The organism is Dolichospermum sp. UHCC 0406 (assembly GCF_009712025.1).
In the GTDB taxonomy this organism is placed as follows: Bacteria; Cyanobacteriota; Cyanobacteriia; order Cyanobacteriales; family Nostocaceae; genus Dolichospermum; species Dolichospermum lemmermannii.
Map to the genome: position 1 here is coordinate 114005 of NZ_VILA01000001.1, position 20430 is coordinate 134434.

16 protein-coding genes are annotated in these 20430 nt (G+C 37.7%); 8 read left to right on the forward strand and 8 right to left on the reverse strand.

The genetic code is table 11. The annotated features are described in order from the left end of the window. The first annotated feature begins 5 nt into the window (after positions 1–5). Positions 6–3839, forward strand: coding sequence for a hypothetical protein (locus tag FJR09_RS00540; protein ID WP_015080114.1), 3834 nt, complete (start codon positions 6–8; stop codon positions 3837–3839). Positions 3840–3909: 70 nt separating this feature from the next. On the opposite strand, the gene FJR09_RS00545 is transcribed toward FJR09_RS00540, so the two are convergent. The 4 genes from FJR09_RS00545 to FJR09_RS00560 all read right to left on the reverse strand — a co-directional run bounded on the left by FJR09_RS00545 (position 3910) and on the right by FJR09_RS00560 (position 10692). Beyond that, the gene (locus FJR09_RS00545; RefSeq protein WP_371260404.1) at positions 3910–4740 is read right to left on the reverse strand and encodes a Uma2 family endonuclease; all 831 of its coding nucleotides are present in this window, start codon (positions 4738–4740) and stop codon (positions 3910–3912) included. Between the two features lie 222 nt (positions 4741–4962). Continuing rightward, the gene (locus tag FJR09_RS00550) at positions 4963–6054 is read right to left on the reverse strand and encodes a glycosyltransferase (RefSeq protein WP_015080116.1); all 1092 of its coding nucleotides are present in this window, start codon (positions 6052–6054) and stop codon (positions 4963–4965) included. A 424-nt stretch (positions 6055–6478) separates the two neighbouring features. Further along, positions 6479–7123 carry a pyridoxamine 5'-phosphate oxidase gene (gene pdxH / locus FJR09_RS00555; RefSeq protein ID WP_015080117.1) on the reverse strand — a complete coding sequence of 215 codons (645 nt, stop codon included), beginning with the start codon at positions 7121–7123 and terminating at the stop codon, positions 6479–6481. Positions 7124–7338: 215 nt separating this feature from the next. Beyond that, positions 7339–10692, reverse strand: a complete 3354-nt coding sequence (locus FJR09_RS00560) for a type ISP restriction/modification enzyme (RefSeq protein ID WP_015080118.1) — start codon at positions 10690–10692, stop codon at positions 7339–7341. Positions 10693–11071: 379 nt separating this feature from the next. Between FJR09_RS00560 and FJR09_RS00565 the strand changes: the two genes are divergently transcribed. Beyond that, entirely contained in the window at positions 11072–12166 is a 1095-nt protein-coding gene (locus FJR09_RS00565) for an AI-2E family transporter (protein ID WP_015080119.1), read from the forward strand. A gap of 120 nt (positions 12167–12286) precedes the next feature. Beyond that, entirely contained in the window at positions 12287–13078 is a 792-nt protein-coding gene (locus FJR09_RS00570) for a segregation/condensation protein A (RefSeq protein WP_015080120.1), read from the forward strand. Here FJR09_RS00570 and FJR09_RS25670 read toward each other — a convergent pair. Then, entirely contained in the window at positions 13075–13206 is a 132-nt protein-coding gene (locus FJR09_RS25670) for a hypothetical protein (protein WP_256370226.1), read from the reverse strand. The genes FJR09_RS00570 and FJR09_RS25670 overlap by 4 nt on opposite strands. A 28-nt stretch (positions 13207–13234) precedes the next feature. On the opposite strand from FJR09_RS25670, the gene FJR09_RS00575 reads away from it, so the two are divergent. Further along, positions 13235–14404: a sugar phosphate nucleotidyltransferase gene (locus FJR09_RS00575; protein ID WP_015080121.1), complete on the forward strand. Its 1170-nt coding sequence runs from the start codon at positions 13235–13237 to the stop codon at positions 14402–14404. A gap of 11 nt (positions 14405–14415) precedes the next feature. After that, on the forward strand, positions 14416–14565 hold the full coding sequence (locus FJR09_RS00580; protein WP_168653994.1) for a hypothetical protein: 150 nt from the start codon (positions 14416–14418) through the stop codon (positions 14563–14565). A 17-nt stretch (positions 14566–14582) separates the two neighbouring features. On the opposite strand, the gene speA is transcribed toward FJR09_RS00580, so the two are convergent. Continuing rightward, positions 14583–16595 carry a biosynthetic arginine decarboxylase gene (gene speA / locus FJR09_RS00585; RefSeq protein WP_015080122.1) on the reverse strand — a complete coding sequence of 671 codons (2013 nt, stop codon included), beginning with the start codon at positions 16593–16595 and terminating at the stop codon, positions 14583–14585. 527 nt (positions 16596–17122) lie between these two features. Between speA and ndk the strand changes: the two genes are divergently transcribed. Continuing rightward, entirely contained in the window at positions 17123–17572 is a 450-nt protein-coding gene (gene ndk / locus FJR09_RS00590) for a nucleoside-diphosphate kinase (RefSeq protein WP_015080124.1), read from the forward strand. A 69-nt stretch (positions 17573–17641) separates the two neighbouring features. Here ndk and FJR09_RS00595 read toward each other — a convergent pair whose 3' ends face one another. Beyond that, complete coding sequence (locus tag FJR09_RS00595) at positions 17642–18364, reverse strand: TerC family protein (RefSeq protein ID WP_168653995.1); 723 nt, start codon at positions 18362–18364, stop codon at positions 17642–17644. A gap of 663 nt (positions 18365–19027) precedes the next feature. Between FJR09_RS00595 and FJR09_RS00600 the strand changes: the two genes are divergently transcribed. Further along, complete coding sequence (locus FJR09_RS00600; protein ID WP_148760003.1) at positions 19028–19222, forward strand: DUF2811 domain-containing protein; 195 nt, start codon at positions 19028–19030, stop codon at positions 19220–19222. A 142-nt stretch (positions 19223–19364) separates the two neighbouring features. Here the strand turns inward: FJR09_RS00600 and FJR09_RS00605 are convergent, their stop codons facing one another. Then, positions 19365–20063: a response regulator transcription factor gene (locus FJR09_RS00605; protein ID WP_015080127.1), complete on the reverse strand. Its 699-nt coding sequence runs from the start codon at positions 20061–20063 to the stop codon at positions 19365–19367. A gap of 189 nt (positions 20064–20252) precedes the next feature. On the opposite strand from FJR09_RS00605, the gene FJR09_RS25675 reads away from it, so the two are divergent. Then, positions 20253–20375, forward strand: a complete 123-nt coding sequence (locus FJR09_RS25675) for a hypothetical protein (RefSeq protein WP_256370227.1) — start codon at positions 20253–20255, stop codon at positions 20373–20375. Positions 20376–20430: the final 55 nt, after the last annotated feature.

Consider the following 20430-nt stretch of genomic DNA (forward strand, 5'->3'; position numbering starts at 1 on the left):
AGATTATGACATCACCTTTTGAACCATCCCAGAAAATTCCCGTTAAACTACCATCTAATCATCCTGACTTATTATTAGGATTAGATGATTTATTAAATCTCGGTTTAATATCTGATGATCAAGTTAAACAAATATCCCGTCAATATCTCACTTGCACTGTAGTATTTACACCTCAAACTGCATCAGAACCAGAGGAAATTTTCACCCCTAGCACACCCCCACGAAAACCATTAATTGCGACTTTACCTCCCATACCAACAGTACCTAAAAAACCCAGCTTTGTTAATTCGATGCTGCAATCTTTTGGTGAAGAATTAAGTGTGCGGTGGTTGCTGTTTTTGGGTATATTTTTAGTAGTGCTTTCCTCCGGTGTTCTCGCTGCAAGTCAATGGGAAAGATTCCCCGCAGTTGGACAGTATGGGGTTTTATTTGCGTATACTTTGAGTTTTTGTGGATTTACATTTTGGGCGGGTAAACAAAGCAATTTAAGGTTAACTGCACAGACATTATTAATAGTCACATTGTTATTAGTGCCTATCAACTTTTGGGCAATGGATAGCTTTAGTTTGTGGCAAAATCCATTGAATTTAATTGTGATAGGAATTGCATCTCTGACTCTCACATTTATTACTAATCAACTTTGTCAAAACCGCAATATTATTACTAATTTTCCCAGTGGTAAATTACCTTTAATCAATATTATCGGTTTGAGTTATTTACATTGGGGTTGGAAGTTATCAAATTTCCCCCTAATTGCTGTTTATTTAGCAATGATAGGCACAACTACTATTACTGTTTACAATCAATTAACCCAACCCCAAGAAAATACAAATATAGAAACTCCACAATGGGGAATTAGTTTATATTTTACTTTCCTGATTTACGCTTTATTAACTTTACTGACAAGGGCTATTTTTATAGCTGGAGTTAATATTACTCAATTAGGTTTAGCAATTGGGATTTGCGGTGGTTTAGTAATTTGGTTATCAGAAAAAAATTCTTCTACAAATCCTTCTATCCTTTGGGAAGAATTAGGAAGAAGTTTACTTTTATTAGGTTGGTTAGTTTCAGTCATAACAGAACCAGTCCAAGCTATAATAGTCAGCATTTTAAGTTTGTGGGTTTTTAGTCGTCGGTTACAAAGATATAATTTACAAAAAGATTTTTTAGCTATTTTCTTAATTGGGTTACAGACAATTTGGCTAGGTTGGAGATTAATTCCTAATGAATTAAAAACATTACTAATTAGCACCGCTACCCATTTAACCAATTCTCAAAATGAACCTTGGGTATTATTGAGTATTGCTTTATTTCCCTACATCATATTAATGTTATGGTTAACAGATAAATTACATGATCAAGAAAATCAAGAATTGGCAGATTTTGGAGAATATCTAACTTTATTTTTAGGGATTTGTTTAACAATAATTAGCTTAGTGAATCCGACATTAAGAACGGCTAATTTTTTATTATCTACTATTACTCTAGCCACATTTATCCAACGTCGTGCAGCTTTTTATCCTCCCTTGATATACTTAACTCATGGTATGGGAGTATTGACGCTAATTTCTAGCATTAATTGGTTTTTACCCAGTTTAAATCAAGAAATTTGGGCTGGTATCTTATTAGCTATCATGATAGCTGAATGGGGATTTAGTCTTGGTGAAGGCATAACGCGACGGAGTGCATGGTATATTGGTTTAGTATTGGCTGCAATCAGTTTTTCTCTATTATGGGTAAATGCTCAAAATTATTGGGCTGGTAATTGGCAAAATCAAAACTCTTTAGGCGTAATTTGGTTAATTACACCTTTAGCATTAACAGGTTTAGCTATTCGTAACACTGAACCAAATCGCACCAATAACAGGTTTTTAAGTGTCTTCGCTGTAGGGATTTCTCAATTATTAACTTTACCATTACCAGGAATAAGATTAATCGGTTTGGGTGTGGGTATAGCGGTAATGTTAGTCCATACTCGCTATTCAAGAAACCAAATATATGCAGGAATAATTATTGGTTTTGGATTAAGTTTCCTGACTGCATTATTAGGTGAAGGTGTATTTGGTTTAATCCAATTAAAAATATCAGGTTGGTTTGTCGTTACTGCATTAACAATACTGAGTTTATGGCTATGGCGTGGTGTACTTTTACGCAAAGGTACAGAATTGGCAATAATTTATGCAGCCGCAAGTGATAAATGGGCGATCGCATTATGTACAATAGAACTATCAGCCCTAACTTTGCACTCCAGCTTAATTTATCAAGGAACTATCAAAACCGAATATTTCTATATTATCACCACAGCCATAATTTTAGGGGCAATTGTCTATCGCAGTTGGGGACAATCTAAAGAAGCAGCATTTTATGGAATCGGTTGGTGTTTAGAATTATTAACAGCAGAAATCTTAGGATTTGGCGAACATTCAATCATTAGAATCGCCATAGCAAACATCATTCTCGGTTTAACAACTCAGCTATTTGGTGAATGGTGGCGACGCAAACATCAATTACAAACATTACCTAATAGTTTTCATATTCTCCCCCTTATTTATGGTGCATTTAGCGTCATTTTGCGATTAAATACCTTTGCCAATTTTACAGGTTTTTGTTCCCTGGGTGTAGCCTTAATTATGATTGGGGTAGGAAGACGCAGGGAAGCATTTAAACCCCTCCTTTATTTTGGTATTATCGGCCTATCAATTTCCGCCTACGAACTCCTATTTTATCAAATGTCCCTATCTAAAGGAGAGGCTTTAGGTGATGGTTTAATTGCCATGTCAGCCCTTGGTACTAGCATCATGTATGCTTACCGTATCCTCACACCCTGGCTGATTAGTTATCTGGGTTTAAATTCTCAAGAATTAAAAAATATTGCCCATCTTCATTGGGTTTGGAGTAGTATTTTATTCCTTTTTGCTATGACTTTACCTATCCAAATTAACTCGTCTATCGTATTAGGAACAGGATTATTTTTAGTTCGCTATGCGATTTGGCAAGGAAAAGAAAATTCCCAAGAAACAAATCAAGAAATCTGGGTTTATTTAGGTTTAATAGAAGTAGGAATTATTGGTATTTATTTACAAAATTTACCAATAGGGAGATTAATATCTGAGCAATTACTACCTTGGAATGGGGCGATATCCTGCCTATTTGCCTACTTCCTATATATCCTACCTTGGCAAAGATTAGGTTGGTCAAAAACGCCTTGGCAACGCACAGCATACATTCTCCCATTAATTATTGTAGGAACAACGGGACTAACAACCTATCCTATTACTTTAATTATCGTTGCTGCTTACTACGTCTTTTTAGCTAACGCTGCCACACAAATCCGGTTTACATATATCAGTTTAATATTAATTGATTGGGCATTATTTACTTGGTTTAATGATTTAAACTTCAGAGATTCTCTTTGGTACGTTATACCAATTGGTTTATCTTTACTATATATTGCCCAAATAGATGAACAACTAAAATTATCAACAACCAAACCTCTCCGTCACAGTTTGCGAATGTTAGGAAGTGGTTTAATTTGCGGTTGGACAATTTTGTTTTATCAAAATCTGCCTTTTATCCCTGGTGTTTTTAGTCTGATTACTATTTTCGCTGGCTTAGGTTTAAAAGTCCGCGCTTTTCTTTATGTTGGTACAGGTACTTTTTTAATTACTAGCATTTACCAATTAGTAATTTTCAGTCTGAGTTATTCTTTCTTAAAATGGATTGTTGGTTTATTAGTTGGTATTTTGTTAATTTACATTGCTGCTAACTTTGAAACCCGACGCACTCAAATCACTGCCCTACTTCGCAATATTAGTGATGAATTTGCCAATTGGGATTGATTAGACATCTGGTGAAAAAAGTAGAGACGTTCCATGAAACATCTCTACAACAATTTTAGAAAACGCACATTTAATCAATTGGATCAATACCCAGTGCGCGTAATTGTTCTGCCAATCTTTCAGCCCGTTGGCGTTCCTGTTCAGCCCGTTGACTTTCTTGTTCAGCCCGTTGGCGTTCCTGTTCAGCCCGTTGACTTTCCTGTTCAGCCCGTTGGCGTTCCTGTTCAGTCCGTTGCTGTTCTTGTTCTACCTTTTCGACTGCCCAGGGTAACAGATTACCTGCTTGATCCCACCATCTTAGCCAGTAACCTATACGCCCCTCTTTTTCTCCTTCCCACAATCCCAAAAATAATCCCATATCTGTAATCCAGTAGCGATTATTCTCGTCTGTTGGCTGTAATTTATACTGTCCTGACTCAATTTGATGAACTTCCAATTCAACCGTCAGGGGATCAAAAATTACATAGGTAGGGACTTGGAGAATTTGTTCATAAAAAAACCATTTTCCGGGGGGGAAGGCGCGTCTAGCTGAGTATTCTTTCCCGTCTGTATCTGAACAAAATTCCATGACAACGCGGGGAATTTCTCCTTCCAGATGAGGTGTATAACTGCGTCTATCTGTTGTCCCAGACAAGGGTAAAACCGTCTGCACAAAAAACCAATCTGGGGCTTTAACAACAAGTTTGTCATTCATTGTGGCACATATGCCTAAATTGGCAGCTATCAGCATGGTGGATTCAATATATCCACTTAGTTCCAGACTTTCTCGTAATGCCCCAGCAATTAATGGTTGTGCAGTGTTTTCCACAGGTTCTTCTTCTAGGATAAAATCTTCGGGTAATGCTTCCCAAGAGATTGCTATTGTTGATAGTTGTGGAGCAGTTGAGATTGGAGTAGCCACCATAACTCTAACTCCCTGTTGTGAGGATTTTTTCTAATTTATTATCGTCCCATTATAACTGAATCTTTAGATTCTTAATTTAACTGTTTGTGGAGTTGCTGAATTGGAAGATAAACTTGAAAAATCAGCAATTTCAAACTTCGTGTCTACCCTGCGGGATCTCTCTTAGAGATAGGACAAAACATAATTCATCTCCCTATTATCCAATGCCAAAAATTAGTATTAATCAGGTTGAGTAGAGGTCGAAAAACTTTCCTGAAAACTTAACTCCTCATATACAGCCAATGTTTCTTGGTGTACACGGGCAACATTTAACCATTCTAGATTTTCCTGCGATCGCTGTTTCCATTCCTGAAGTATATTTGCATCACTCAATAATTTTATTAATGCCTTAGCCAACTGATGACTATCCTGCGCTGGCACTAATATCCCCGCTTTACCATTATCTAACGCCTCTGGAATACCATCTACCTCAGTGGCCACAATCGCCAACCCTGCTTCCCTCGCTTCTGAAAGCACCAAGGGACAGGGATCACGGTGGGAAGCCAAGACAAAAATATCACAGGCTAGTAAATAACGTTGGGGTTCAGGCTGAAACCCTTCAAAGTGAATCCGATGACTAACAGCCGTTGCTTGGGCTTGAGACTCAAATATTTGTTTATCTGGGCCATTTCCGACCAAATATAAATGTACTGCGGGAAAATCCTGGGCAATTTCTTCAAAAGCCGCGATTAACTCAGTAATGCCTTTTCGTTTATACATTCCTGCTACGGTGGCTATCGCTGGACTTTGTAAACTTAAAGGTTGATAATCTGATATTTTCCGAGTTCGAGGACTACCCAATGTCCCATTACAAACTACCCGTAATTTCTGTTCAGGAATTCCCCGTTGCACCATCGAATTTTTGACAGCCTTACTAACAGCAATTACTCGATCTGCTAAACCCATCAATAAGCTACTCCGTTGAAATTCATTATGAACAGTAGCCACTAAAATATATCCATTCTCCCATCTCAAAGCCCGTGCTAACACCACACCAGTCATCATGTGAGCATGAACTATATCTGGTTGAAATTCTTGCACAATTGTTCGATAAGCGATCGCCGCCTTAATCATTGTTATTGGCTGACGATTTTGGTTAACTGCGTAATGTTTAACACCAAATTGATTTAATAATTTTTCGTATCCCCCTCCCGCTGAAATCACCGCCACATCATCGCCAGATTGGGATTGCAAACAAGCCATATCCACAGCTACATTGACAATACCATTACCGATTTCCTGGACATGATTTAATATATGTATGATTCGCATAAAGTTAAAAATGTGTATCAAAATTTAAATTGTCGGTCTTTTTTATAAGTCATGCTTACTATATACAAATTCATTATAATCTAACTGTACATTAAGAAACATATATCAAAGATAATTTGGGGTAGTTAACTTACGGCAGAATTTAGGAGTCACCAATTCATGAGTCACAGAGTAAAACTGGCTTTGTGTATAGGTCGCAATTTGGATTTTGTACCTCCTAACTACGCAACCTGTTGTATACTGAATTATTAATTAATAATCACTGTTTTCTAATCTAATCAGGATCTTCTTAATTAATTATCATTTAAACATTCAGTCCTCAGCTATCAGTTTTCAATACGGAAATACAGAATGTTAAATGTGTATAACTTTCTTCTTCTTCACCATTACTGCTGATAGCTGAATGCTGACATCAAATATTCAATCAAGGTGATAAACGCTCAATTTCCCAGCTGCCATCATCTACACGAGTATATAACAGGCGATCATGTAAACGACTCGATCTTCCTTGCCAAAACTCAATTTTTTGAGGAATCACCCGAAAACCACCCCAATGCGGAGGACGAGGAACTTCCTGATTTTCATATTTGCGCTGAAATTCTTGCAATTGTAACTCTAAGATTTCTCTGTTCGCAATTACTTCGCTTTGATTAGAAGCCCAAGCACCTAGCCGACTATATGCAGGACGGATTTCAAAATAGTTATCAGATTCTGCTGCGGAAATTTTTTCCACAGTTCCCACAATCCTCACTTGGCGTTCTAATTCCGCCCACCAAAAAACTAAAGCAGCATGGGGATTTACGGTCAGTTCCTGTCCTTTTTGGCTATTGTAATTAGTAAACAAGACAAACCCCCGTTCATCAAAATCTTTGAGTAATACCATTCTCGCTGAAGGTTGACCCTCGGATGTACAAGTAGCCAAAGTCATAGCATTAGGTTCAGGTAGCTGGGCTGCTAGGGATTGACCGAACCAAATTTTAAATTGTATAAATGGATTTGGATCAATTTGTTTCTCATTCAAATCCTGTAATGTGTAATCTTTGCGAAGATCAGCTATGTTAGTATCCATTTTTGTTATTTCCTCAAACTTTATCTAATGGCTTGCATTTTATTTCATTCTTTGTTTATGATTGTGTTTATAATACTTAATTAAGTATTTGAGTTCATAATGCGATACATTTACATTTGGTAAGTTTCGCTAACGCATTCATTCCACCGTTAACCAACAAACAGCGATAAACGATCGCTCTGCATTTTTGTTATTTTTAGGATAAAGTCAAGTATTTACTCATCTTCTTCATCTATTTCTTCCAAATTTAAAAGTGGTAACTCACTCTGAACTTCTAAAGAATTAAATTTTTCTAACTCTGTTGGTTGTGGAAACTCAGCAGATGTAAACAATTGACTTTTAATCACTTCATCGAATAAAGAAGATAAAGAGGGATATAAATCTACAGTCGCATCTAAAACCCAAAGTAAATCAAGTAATTCAAGATCAAATTGCCAAGTTTGAGGACGAATATCATCTAAAGGTGAAGACTTTTTACCAGCACCGTCTCTCATTCTATAAGCTAACCAAGATTTGACAACTTCTAAACCAGAAACACTAAAATTATAAACTTCTGGACGGACATTTTCAAATACACCTAGACCAACTTTTAATTCTTGTGTACCGACATCATAAGAAAATTCTGTGGGATAATCATTTACTGTATTGGGTATTCCTTTTTGACAACGAACTCTACCAACAGGAATTTTACCTGGTTTTTTACCACTGGGAACAAACCTTTCACAATGGGTATGTAACCAAACTAAAGTGCGTCCTATTTCTACTACTTTAATAAATAAATCCCTATTTTTGGTAATGGAAATCCTTGGACCAGGTGTTTCTAGTTCATTCCAAAATTCTTTTACATATTTGGGAGTTGCAAGTATTCCATAACAGTAAGCGAAAAAGTCCTCTGGGGAAATATTGTAATTGAATTTATTACTAAGAATTTCTAAAACTCCATTAGTAATATTAGGTTCAGTAGCTTCAGAATTTCTCCACAGAGGAATAATATGTTTAGCACCAAAAGAACCACGAAAATGATCTAAATCAGGAATTAATGAAGTAGCAACTGCTGATGGACCATTACCTAAAACATTAGTTAATAAACTTGTCATATAAACTTGCTTATCACTGTGATAACGCAGTAAGCCAGGTTTAGCATAATCACAGAGTCTATTATCTAATAAAGCCCACTGACGATCAAAACTACGATAAGCATAACGAATTGGTTCTAGAGAAGGACTTTTAGGTAATAAGTTCGTAATAGGGGGTAATAATGTTCCATCTTCTAATGATTTATATTGTTTAGTAATTTTGCGGTCACGGGTTTCTTTAAACAGTTTTTTCTGTATTCCTGGGGATTTACTAGCATTAATCAAAGTTTGCCAACGCTCATTTAAAACTTCCTTATTTTCACCAATTGTCCATGTTCGTTTAAATTGCACTCCACCACTTTGCCAAGGAAATAAATCAGTTAACTTTGCCCAATTTCCATAATCTGTATCACTAACAGGTAAAAATAAATCAGTCCAATTATTTGCACATTCTCGCCATTGTAAATCTTGAAAAGAATGAATATTCTCTAAACTTGCTAATTTTTCTTCAGTTGTACCATCAATTCTGGTAAAATGAACTTTAGCAGGAACTTCAGGTTGAGGTTTATTGTAACAAACACCAATAGCAATAGCCACAGGAGTTTGAATTGCAAATACATTTTCGGTTTTTCTTGCCCCTAAATTATCACCTTCTAAATCAATAATCCAAAGTTCATCAAATGTTTGACGCATGACTTTTCGCATTCCCGCAAATCCGGGTCCACGCAAATAGGAAGAAGCAGTAATAAAACTGATAATTCCGGCGCGATTTTCTGTATTAGCTTCAAATACTTTCCACAATGCCCATCGCCAAAAATAAACATAGTCATTATATAAATTTTTTGCATGAACACCATAACCCATTGCTGTTAATGGTTCAAGAAAATCCTCTAAAATAGGACGTTTTTTGATCAATTGCTCATTTTCATCAATCTTTTGTTCATCGTCTCCAAATCTTACCCATCCACCTTTTCTTTTCTGATTCATTAAATCATCTTCATCAATTGTTTGACGGTTATAAGGTGGATTTCCTAAACAAACCATCACTGGTGTATTTTGTTTAATTTTTTGAGCGCGTTTATATTCTTGCCCTAAAGATTTATAAAATAAAGGTAAATTACCACTTAATTTAGCATAGGGAGATTCTAAAGTATCACTTAAATAAACATGAACTCCATTTTCTGGTAAAGTACCACCTTCACTTAAAATCTGTTGAGTTAGACGTAAATGGGCAACAGCATAAGGACCTACTAAAATTTCAAAAGCGTGAATATTTGCTGCCGCATTTGTAGCAGCAGAAACTTTCATTCCTTTTCCTCTTAAATTACTAATTTGATCCAGTCCATGTTTAATAGCTGTTAAAATATAAGTACCTGTACCACAAGCGGGATCTAAGGTAATAACTTTATCATCTACAAAGGAAAATTCAGCATCAAAATGTTCTGCTAATAATTCAGCTACTAATCTAACTTGTGTTTTAATTACAGGAATGGGTGTATAATAAACACCTCTTTCTTTTCGCATTTTTGGATCATATTTAGCCAGAAAATCCTCATAAAAATATAACCAAGGATCTTCAGAACCATCTTTATTTAGTGCTGTAACATCAATAGCTGCAATTATTCTTTCTAATAAATTTACAGAAACTTCTATTTGTTCCCGTGCTGCTTCATCACCTAATATTTTTAAAGCATCAGCTAGTAAATTATGACCTGTTCTAATAGTTTTAACAGCTTGTGGTAAAGATAAATCATCTGCACCAGAAAATCTGGCTAATAAAAGTGCATAAGTTAAAGTTTGAGCATAAGCATCTGCAAATTGTTGATTATCTGCATCAGGAAATAAATAATGTCGCCAGTCTTTAGCTACTTGACTTAAATTAGATTCAGGATCTTCAAGAGCAGTTAAAACATCTTTTCTTAATAACCGACAAATAGGAGCAAGCATTTCTGCTAAAGCTTTAGGTGTAGAAGGAACAATAGGTTGCCAATTTAAAAAATCACGTAATAATATTAGTAAATCATTAGCATTTTGAGCAGTGATAGCTGATGCACCCTTAGCAGTAATATCTCCTGAAAATTTAATTGTTTTTCCTACTTTTTCACCTGTGCGATAAAGTCCCCAACTATTACCATCTGTGTAAATCACATTGGGGAGACTTTTAAACTTTTCCCATTGTTGTTTATCATCTCCTTTCAATTTATTGGGATCTGCGCCTTTTCCTGGTGCTTTTAGTTCAATATGTCCCATTAAAAGACCATTAATTGTTATTCCCATATCTGGCCTTCCTGAAAGTACCTTTTCTCGGACTTCCGTAACTACTACAATAGATAAATTTAAAATATTGGCCGCTGATTTTAATAAATTTTCAATAGGTGATTTTAGTTGGTCTTCCGCACCAAAAGAAACAGAAGAAAGTGAAAATTTAGTAGTTAAATCTTTTGCACAGTCTTGAAGATGGGATAAAAATTGAATTTCAGGATTACTAGACATATTACAAAAACCCTAATAATGATTGACGCAGGAATATATGTGTTTAATTATCTTAGTGTATATTTTTCAGGTTGATTTTATTGATACAGAGAACTATATTAAACTTAACAATTAATAGATAATTAGGTTAATAAAATAAAACCAAACTGTGTAAATAAAGGTAAAATTCCTGGAAACTTCTTCACTCTTGCCTTGCTATACTACAATTTTCAACCCCAACCTTATATCTTAGAAGTGGGCTTTCCCTCCTACATCCTGCTATATGATCAAAATCAGGAATTATTTACACAATAGATAAAGGAAGTGACAAAAGTATGGCAACACCATCCTCAATCATTCCTCTCTTACCCCTGAAGTCCTTGCTTATACATTAAATCAGATGCGCCGTTCCGCTTCTCTGCAAACTCTATTAATTTATGGACTCAGTGGACCAATTATCGCCCTCAATATCTGGCTACTGTCTGTATTATTTCGTTTTTTCCAGAATCCAATTACTATTCTCAGTATTGCGGCAATTCTGGCTTTTTTACTGAATTACCCGGTTAAGTTACTTGAGAAAGTCAGAATTACCCGCACTCAAGCGGTAATCATTGTTTTACTACTAACTTTAACTTTGTTTATTGTTTTGGGTGTTACTCTCGTACCCATGCTAATTGACCAAACCATTCAACTTTTAAATAAGATTCCGGATTGGTTGGCGACTAGTCAAGCTAATTTAGATCACTTAGAAAGTTTAGCAAAGCAGCGGCGCTTATCTATAGACTTAAAGCTGGTAACAAATCAAATAAATGCTAATATTCAAAATCTGGTACAGCAAATAGCTTCAGGGGTAGTAGGATTTGCAGGAACACTATTATCAGGAATACTGAATGTAGTCTTAGTCATCGTTTTAGCTTTTTATATGCTTATATATGGCGATCGCGTTTGGTCTGGTTTAGTTAATCTGCTACCCTCTAATATTGGTATTCCCTTTAGCCGATCATTGCAGTTAAATTTCCAAAACTTTTTCCTAAGCCAATTATTGCTGGGACTGTTCATGGTCATAGCCCTCACACCCATATTCTTATTTCTAAAAGTCCCATTTGCTCTCTTATTTGCCATTATAATTGGTATTTCTGGACTTATTCCCGTTGTTGGCGCAACTTTAGGCATTGGTTTAGTCACAATGTTAGTATTAATCCAAAATTGGTGGTTAGCCTTTCCGGTCGCTACAATGGCAGTTATCATGCAACAAATTAAAGATAATCTGTTAGCTCCAAAATTAATGGGTAATTTTATCGGACTCAACCCCCTGTGGATTTTTATCGCCATTTTAATGGGATTTGAAATTGCCGGATTATTAGGAACACTCGTTGCTGTGCCAATTGCTGGGACTATCAAAGGCACTTTTGATGCCATCAAAAGCAGTAACCATAGCGATTTTGTCTCAAATTTTCGAGTTAATTATGGCTCAGAATTTCAAGAAGATAAATAAGTTGGGCATGGGGCATGGGGCATTGAGAAAATTCTTCCTTCTTCTGACTCGTGAACTCCTGATAGCGAAGCGTGGCGTTAGCCATACTCCTGAACTCCTGGTATATTAAATTTTAAATTAATGGATGCAGCCGAATTATTAGAAAAAATTACACACCTGATTGAGCAAGCTGAAAAAGGGGAAATTGACCCTTGGGACGTGCGAGTTATTGAGGTGATTGATCATTACTTGGAATTAATGTCCCCAGAAGCAAAAACCATCAGAGGCTACGAAAGTGACTTATCTCAATCTGGACAGGCTTTTTTATCAGCATCAATGCTCGTATTATTTAAAGCTAATACATTAGTTCAGTTATCAACAGTATATAATACTCCAGAAAAAGTTTTAGATGATACACTATTAGGAATGGAAGACGGCTTGTTATATCCGGCCCATCGTTTGCACCTAGAGCAACACTTGCGTCGTCGTCCGGCCGCTATGCCACCGCCAAAACGTCGGGTGACTTTGCAAGAGTTAATAGACCAGTTGCAAATTATGGCCAGCCAGCTAAAACTGGTAGAAAAAGTTGATAAACCTAGGCGGCTTAAAGGTCGGCCTAGTGTGCAGACCATGCGAGAAGCTCTAGAGTTAGCGCACCAAGAAAATTTAACCCAAGTCGCGTTAGAAATAGAGCAGGTGTTATATGGTGCTGCTAAAGAGCAAAATTCAGAGGAACAATATTGGAATCTAGAAGAACTGATAGATTTATGGATACAGACAAAACAACCAGAGAAAAATGGGGAGCATCATGAATCAGAACACGGTAACTTAGTTAGCGTTTTTTGGGCTTTACTACTGCTATCGGCTCAATCTAAGGTAGAACTATTTCAAAAAGAATTTTACCAGGAAATTCAAATCCGCTTACCTAGCTAAAAGCAGGGGCAGGGGGAGAATAAATTTCTATCTATTCCAACTGACAACTGTACGGGCGAAGCATTTGGAGAACTATTTTTGGCAATGACCGATAATTCATCTTCCAAATGCTTCGCCCCTACTAACAACTAACAACTGACTAAGGAATAAAATTTTATGAAAGCGATGATTCTTGCAGCGGGAAAGGGTACTCGTATCCGTCCCATCACATATACAATTCCCAAACCCATGATTCCTATTCTGCAAAAGCCAGTTATGGAATTTTTACTGGAGTTATTACGTCAACATGGATTTGACGAAATTATGGTCAATGTTAGCCATTTGGCGGAAGAAATAGAAAGTTATTTCCGTGATGGTCAGCGGTTTGGAGTGCAGATTGCCTATTCTTTTGAAGGTAAAATTGATGATGATGGTAAACTCGTCGGCGAAGCTATCGGTTCAGCCGGGGGTATGCGGCGGATTCAAGACTTCTCACCATTTTTTGATGACACATTTGTAGTGTTATGTGGTGATGCTTTAATTGATTTAGATTTAACTGCGGCGGTAAAGTGGCATAAATCCAAAGGGGCGATCGCTACTATCATCACCAAATCAGTTCCCAAAGAAGAGGTTTCTAGCTACGGTGTGGTGGTTACTGACGAAAATAATCGCGTTCAAGCTTTCCAAGAAAAACCTTCAACAGAAGAAGCCCTTAGCACTAATATCAATACAGGTATTTATATTTTCGAGCCAGAAGTGTTTAAATATATACCCTCTGGAGTGGAATATGACATTGGTAGCCAGTTATTCCCCCAACTTGTAGCAGATAACGCCTCTTTTTATGCTATTCCCATGGATTTTGAATGGGTAGATATTGGTAAAGTTCCCGATTATTGGCGAGCAATTCGTGGTGTTTTATCAGGAGAAATTAAAAATGTCCAAATCCCCGGACATGAAGTTGCTCCCGGTATTTTTACTGGGTTAAATGTATCTGTAAATTGGGATAAAGTTGATATCACTGGACCTGTTTATATTGGGGGAATGACCAAAATCGAAGATGGGGCAAAAATTATTGGACCAGCAATGATTGGTCCAAATTGCTGGATTTGTAGTGGGGCTACTGTAGACAACAGTGTAATTTTTGAATGGTCGCGTTTAGCTCCAGGAGTCCGCTTAGTAGATAAGCTGGTGTTTGGGCGTTACTGTGTAGATAAGACGGGAGCATCTATTGATGTGCAAGCTGCGGCTTTAGATTGGCTAATTACTGATGCTCGGCAAACTCGACCTTCAGAAATACCTTTAGAACACCAAGCGATCGCTGAATTATTAGGAGCAAATGTTAATTAGTTAGTTGTCAGTTGTTCGTTGTCAGTTATTCGTTGTCAGTAGGGGCGAAGCATTTGGAAGATAAATTATCGGTCATTGCCAAAAATAGTTCTCCAAATGCTTCGCCCCTACAGTTGTCAGTTGTCAGTTGTCCGTTATCCGTTGTTTTTTTTGACCACTGACAACTGACAACTGACTATTAACTATTCAAGTAAGTATACCGTTGTAAACTTTGCTCATAAGTTTGTAGTAGTCGCTGAGATTCTGTTATAGTAATGTGCTGTTCTTCTAAAGCTCGCTCACACCGTTGGCGAATATTTTCTATCATGTCCTCAGCATCATACTGGACGTAGCTCAGAACTTCACTCATGGTATCGCCCTTGACAACGTGTTCAATTTGATAACCTTTGGGTGTTAAATTAATGTGAACAGCGTTAGTGTCACCAAAAAGATTATGTAAATTCCCCATAATTTCCTGGTACGCTCCATTCAGGAACATTCCCAGATAATAAGGTTTCCCCGGCTCAAATTCGTGCAGTTCTAACACTGATTTGACATCTCGCAAATCTATGAAGCGGTCTATTTTCCCATCACTATCACAGGTTAGATCCGCTAAAATTCCTCTCCGGGTTGGTTCTTCATCCAGCCGATGTATAGGCATAATGGGAAATAGTTGATCTATCGCCCAACAGTCCGGTGCTGATTGAAACACGGAAAGATTGATATAATAAATGGAAGCCATGATTTTTTCTAGGTCTTCCAACTCATCAGGTACGTATTCTTCCTGACGGATGAGAGTTAAAACTTTTTGACAACAAGCCCAGTAAAGACGCTCGGCTTTAGCGCGTTCCTTGAGGCGCAAAATTCCTAAGTTAAAACGACTGATGGCTTCCTCTTTGAATTGAGCCGCATCGTGATAGAACTCTTGGTAATTTTCTTTGTTGATGGATTGGTAGGTTTCCCAGAGATATTTAATGATTGGGGATTCTCCCTCTTGGTGAGGAGAAGGGGGATTAAGGGGGACATCGCTGGTGCTGAGAACATCAAAGATTAAAACCGATTGGTGGGAAGAAATCGCCCGGCCACTTTCACTCACTAATGTTGGTACGGGAATATGCTTTTCATCACAGGTATCTTTTAACTCTGCCACGATGTCGTTAGCATAGTTTTGCATATTGTAGTTTTTCGAGGTGTAGAAGTTGGTTTGAGAGCCGTCGTAATCTACACCCAAGCCACCACCAACGTCTAAATATTTCATATCTGCCCCCAGCATGGCCAACTCCACATAAATGCGGCTGGCTTCTTGGATGGCATCTTTAATGACATTGATAGCAGAGATTTGAGAACCAATGTGAAAGTGTAATAACTGCAAAGAACCGAGTAAGTCGGCTGCACCTAATTTTTCCACAGCTTCCATAATTTCGGGAATTGTCAGGCCAAACTTAGCGCGATCGCCTGTGGAAGTTCCCCAACGCCCCATTCCCTGGGTACTTAATTTCGCTCTTACTCCCAAGATGGGTTTAATGCCTAATTGACGGCTGACCGCAATGGCCAAATCTACCTCTTCAATTTGCTCTAGGACGATCACTGGTGTTTGTCCTAGTTTCTGGGCTAACATCGCTGTTTCGATGTATTCCTGGTCTTTGTAGCCGTTGCAAATTAACAATGCGCCTGGCGTATCCAACAAGGCTAGAGCAATCATTAATTCTGGTTTAGAACCTGCTTCTAAACCAAATTGATGGGGTTTACCAAATCTCACTAAATCTTCGATCAGGTGGCGTTGTTGATTGCACTTAACGGGAAATACTCCCCGATATACCCCAGGATAGTTATAGCGAGCGATCGCTTTGGCAAAACAAGCATTTAATCGCTCAATTCGGTCTTCCAAAATATCGGAAAAGCGAATTAACATAGGTAGCCCCAAATTACGCTGCTTTAAAGCATTTACCAACTCGAACAAGTCTAATGACCCACCACGTTCACCCTTGGGGGAGACAGTCACATGACCAGCCGCATTAATCGAAAAATAAGGCTTTCCCCAACCTTCAATCCGGTACAGGTCTTCACTGTTCTCAATTTTCCAAGGTAGAGGTAAATCTCCCGTAATTGGACTAGGGACTAGTAGTTGCTTCTGTTTTTGGCGTTTCAATTCAGCTTTATGCCCATTAGACGGCATTTTCACAATTTCATCAGCGGTTGACTCGACACCCATTTCTTCCTGACCTCTGTGGTTGCCTACGAAAATAATAATTTAACAAAATAGTCTGGTAAGGGATATACAACTAGAAATAATTTCTGATTAAGAATTAGTAATTAGGGGCTGCTGAATAAACCTAGAACTGAGATATATCAAGAGTTTGAAGGTAAAAAAGGTGAATCAGGTGCAAGGAATAAGGGTTGAAATCAGCAAAAACCTATCACTTGACCAGATTCAATACTATTCTTCTCTTCTTCTAATTCTTCCTCCTGACTCCTGACTCCTGACTCCTGACTCCTAGCCCTCACAGACAACTTTTTCAGCACCCCCTAATTATAAATATCGTCATTACCATGCTGCGCTACCCGTAGAGGGGTAAGTAAGCCTTGCTGCGTCTTTACTAGCCAGAAAAGAAGACAATTTTTTTCTCGTTCCCTTATCTCTGCAATTTTTCGGGAATATTCACAAGACTACTAGACAAAAGACATCAATACAACTGACAATTAACCCATCAAAATTTGATTATGTTTTTGGAGACAGATTTGGAACGCACATTTTTAGCAATTAAACCTGACGGTGTACAACGCGGCTTGGTGGGTGAAATTATCCGCCGATTTGAAACTAAGGGCTTTACCCTAGTGGGCTTAAAGTTTATGAAGGTTAGTAAAGAATTAGCGGAAAAACATTATGATGTTCACCGTGAAAGACCTTTTTTCCCTGGTTTAGTGGAATTTATCATTTCTAGTCCAGTGGTAGCCATGGTTTGGGAAGGCGAGGGCGTTGTGGTAGCAGCCAGAAAAATTATTGGCGCAACCAACCCTTTAACAGCAGAACCAGGCACAATTCGCGGCGATTTTGGCGTTAATGTCGGTCGCAACCTCATTCATGGTTCTGATGCTCAAGAAACCGCCCAAACAGAAATTGCGCTGTGGTTTAAGGAAGAGGAATTAGTTGCTTGGCAACCTCATTCCACACCTTGGTTAAATGAGTAATTAGGGATGGGTAATGGGTAATGGGTAATGGGTAATAAAACTGTTACCTGTTACCTGTTCCCTACCTAATTACTTCAAGACTTCGGCTTTTTCCTTTTCTTCTGGAACTAACTTCACAACGGTGCGTTTAGAGAAGCCCCAGGCTAAGATGATACCAATAGCTGTCACCATGAGCCATTGTGGTGGGACTAAATCATCGTTGATGACTTTTAATAACAGACGTAAACCTACAAACGCTACAGTGATGTAACCTGCGTCTTCTAAGTTTGCATATTCATCTAACCAGCGGATAAATAATCCAGCCATGAATCGGAGGGTGACAATACCGATGGTTGTACCAGTGATTACTAACCATGTTTCTTGAGAAACGGCGATCGCTGTGGTCACACTATCCAAGGAAAAGGCTAAATCGGTAAAGGCAATCACGGGTATAGCTTGCCACAGAGATTTAAAACGTGGTCCGTGATGGTGATTGGATTCGTCTTCTTGGGAACTAAAGTGTTGGAATACTAGCCATAAGAGATAACCAGCGCCCAATAGTTCAAATTGCCAAAATTTTTGTACCCAAGTAGCTGTTAACAATAGGGTGATTCGGAGGACATAAGCAAATACTAAACCAATGTTTAGGGCTTGACCTTCTAGTTTTTTGTCTTCTAGTCCTTGGGCGATCGCAGCGAGGGCGATCGCATTATCAGCCGATAGCACTGCCTCTAAAAACACTAAGATTAGGAGGACTATAGAAGCTTCGACGCTGAAATGAAAATCTAGGTAATTAAATATTTGGTCTAACATTCCAATTTCTCAGGCAAAAATCAATAATTTACAGAATTAGAGCTTAAAAGTTTTTCTTGTAGAAAGCACAACAAATTACTACTTTCATCTATTTTAACTTGCATTTAGCCTAGTTTTAATGAGTAATTTCCGTCACCACTTTAAACTAGATAACTAAAAGTTAGCATACTTATATTCATAAATTGACTTTATCATCTTATTTACCTGATATGTCATATCTTCCTGACATTTTGGTAATTCTTATTATTAACTATTATTTTCCTCATTCATTCCACAGGATTTCCACAGGTAATTTTGCAGTTTTCCACAGATGTTTGACGAGTTAATCAGCTATTCCTGACTTATTGGGGATTGTGAATTTTTCACTACTAACAGGCTTGATAACCGAGTTTTCATGAAGTTATGTAACAAAAATATAGTTATAAGCCTGATTAATTCGTCAATATTTATTTTTGACTGCTAATTGTTAACATTTCGCAGCATTGACAAATCCACCCGTTGTGAGCGCAAAATGATGAGTCTTAGTTTGATTCCCCTAGGCATCTGCATTTTGTATTTTGGTTTATTTTAATTTCCTTCCCTACTTTCCTCACAGGGGATGAATCAGCCCTCAGTCAAACTGAACACAAGTAACTTCTCTTGATTAATCTACAGGAAAATTTTATGAACTCAACAGTTCCTCTCTTTACTGAAATTCCCGAAACATTACAGGAATCCATGAACAACTATCTGCAAAGCCATCCTGATTGGGATCAAACCCGCGTATTAACAGCGGCTTTATCGCTATTTTTGCTGCAAAATGGCGAAAGCGATCGCCGAGCGGCTCGTGTTTACTTAGAAACTTTATTTCATCAATAATCCAGATAAATACTGGATTAAATTAATAAACCAACTCTGTTTCTGTTCACAACATTTTGCGTTGATAGCATAAATTTTGCAGCCCTGCTCCCACGCCTTGAAGGCTTGGGAGCGGCGGAAGTTTAGAGATAGTAGTCAAGTTTTAGTTAGAAGTAGCGCATTCAAATTTGTACCCTACACCACGGATAGTGTGAATTAATGTTGATTGAGTCGGATCGATTTCAATTTTCTTACGAATTTGACCAATATGGACATCTACAACCCGTTGATCCCCAACATATTCATAGTCCCAAACTTTTTGGATCAGTTCAGATCGTCGCCAAACTCTAGCTGGATGACTAGCTAAAAAATATAATAAGTCAAATTCCAGAGCAGTTAAGAGAATGGGTTCGCTATTAAGCATTACTTCCCGTCCTATGGAATCAATAGTTAGTTTGTCAAAGATAAGACGTTGCTGTTCTGCATTAGTTACAACCCGCTGCCGCCTTAAAATTGCTGCTACTCTAACTTCTAACTCTCCTAAACCAAATGGCTTAGTGAGATAGTCATCAGCACCTTTAGAAAAACCGCGAATTTTATCCGCTTCGTCTGTCCTGCTAGTCAGTAGTAGCACAAATACACCACTACGACTCTGCATTTCTTGACAGAGGTTAAAACCAATCACATCCGGCAAATTAACATCTAGAATTACTAAATCAGGGTTAAATTGCTCAAACATACTTAGACCAGTCTTCCCATCTTCGGCAGACTCAACTTGATAATTTTGTTTCAGTAAAAAGCGTTGGATTAAATTCCGAACCGCAGGATCGTCGTCAATTACAAGAATCTTGGCAGCAGCCATGGCTATTATTTTTTACAGAAGTACATAGAATTAACAAAGATGATTGCGTAAAAACGCAGGTTTTACTTTGGCAGTAATTCAAAATTTACGGGGGATAGGGATGATTATCCTGATTATTTCTATAAACTGTAATTTTTATTGTGAATATTGAAGAGGTAAATCTGCTGGTATAGCAGGAGTTAGGGGAGGATGAAAGTAGTTTCCCGACTTCAGCCCACAGTCCTGAGTATTCAAATTTTCAACAATCTTAAAACCACAATTTTCTTATGTGCGGTTGCCCCGACTCATGCTATTATTGTGGTAGATAGATAAAATTGCCTACTTTCTCTAATGCAGGTAGCTACTTGTCTAATTGTTGTCTTTATTT

What these genes read in the sequence shown, in the direction of transcription:
- FJR09_RS00605 (WP_015080127.1), bottom strand. Translation starts at nt 20,063, where the DNA reads ATGGCTGCTGCCAAGATTCTTGTAATTGACGACGATCCTGCGGTTCGG.
- FJR09_RS00600 (WP_148760003.1), top strand. Translation starts at nt 19,028, where the DNA reads ATGAACTCAACAGTTCCTCTCTTTACTGAAATTCCCGAAACATTACAG.
- FJR09_RS00565 (WP_015080119.1), top strand. Translation starts at nt 11,072, where the DNA reads ATGCGCCGTTCCGCTTCTCTGCAAACTCTATTAATTTATGGACTCAGT.
- FJR09_RS00595 (WP_168653995.1), bottom strand. Translation starts at nt 18,364, where the DNA reads ATGTTAGACCAAATATTTAATTACCTAGATTTTCATTTCAGCGTCGAA.
- pdxH (WP_015080117.1), bottom strand. Translation starts at nt 7,123, where the DNA reads ATGGATACTAACATAGCTGATCTTCGCAAAGATTACACATTACAGGAT.
- FJR09_RS00575 (WP_015080121.1), top strand. Translation starts at nt 13,235, where the DNA reads ATGAAAGCGATGATTCTTGCAGCGGGAAAGGGTACTCGTATCCGTCCC.
- FJR09_RS25675 (WP_256370227.1), top strand. Translation starts at nt 20,253, where the DNA reads ATGAAAGTAGTTTCCCGACTTCAGCCCACAGTCCTGAGTATTCAAATT.
- speA (WP_015080122.1), bottom strand. Translation starts at nt 16,595, where the DNA reads ATGGGTGTCGAGTCAACCGCTGATGAAATTGTGAAAATGCCGTCTAAT.
- FJR09_RS00570 (WP_015080120.1), top strand. Translation starts at nt 12,287, where the DNA reads ATGGATGCAGCCGAATTATTAGAAAAAATTACACACCTGATTGAGCAA.
- FJR09_RS00550 (WP_015080116.1), bottom strand. Translation starts at nt 6,054, where the DNA reads ATGCGAATCATACATATATTAAATCATGTCCAGGAAATCGGTAATGGT.
- FJR09_RS00560 (WP_015080118.1), bottom strand. Translation starts at nt 10,692, where the DNA reads ATGTCTAGTAATCCTGAAATTCAATTTTTATCCCATCTTCAAGACTGT.
- FJR09_RS00540 (WP_015080114.1), top strand. Translation starts at nt 6, where the DNA reads ATGACATCACCTTTTGAACCATCCCAGAAAATTCCCGTTAAACTACCA.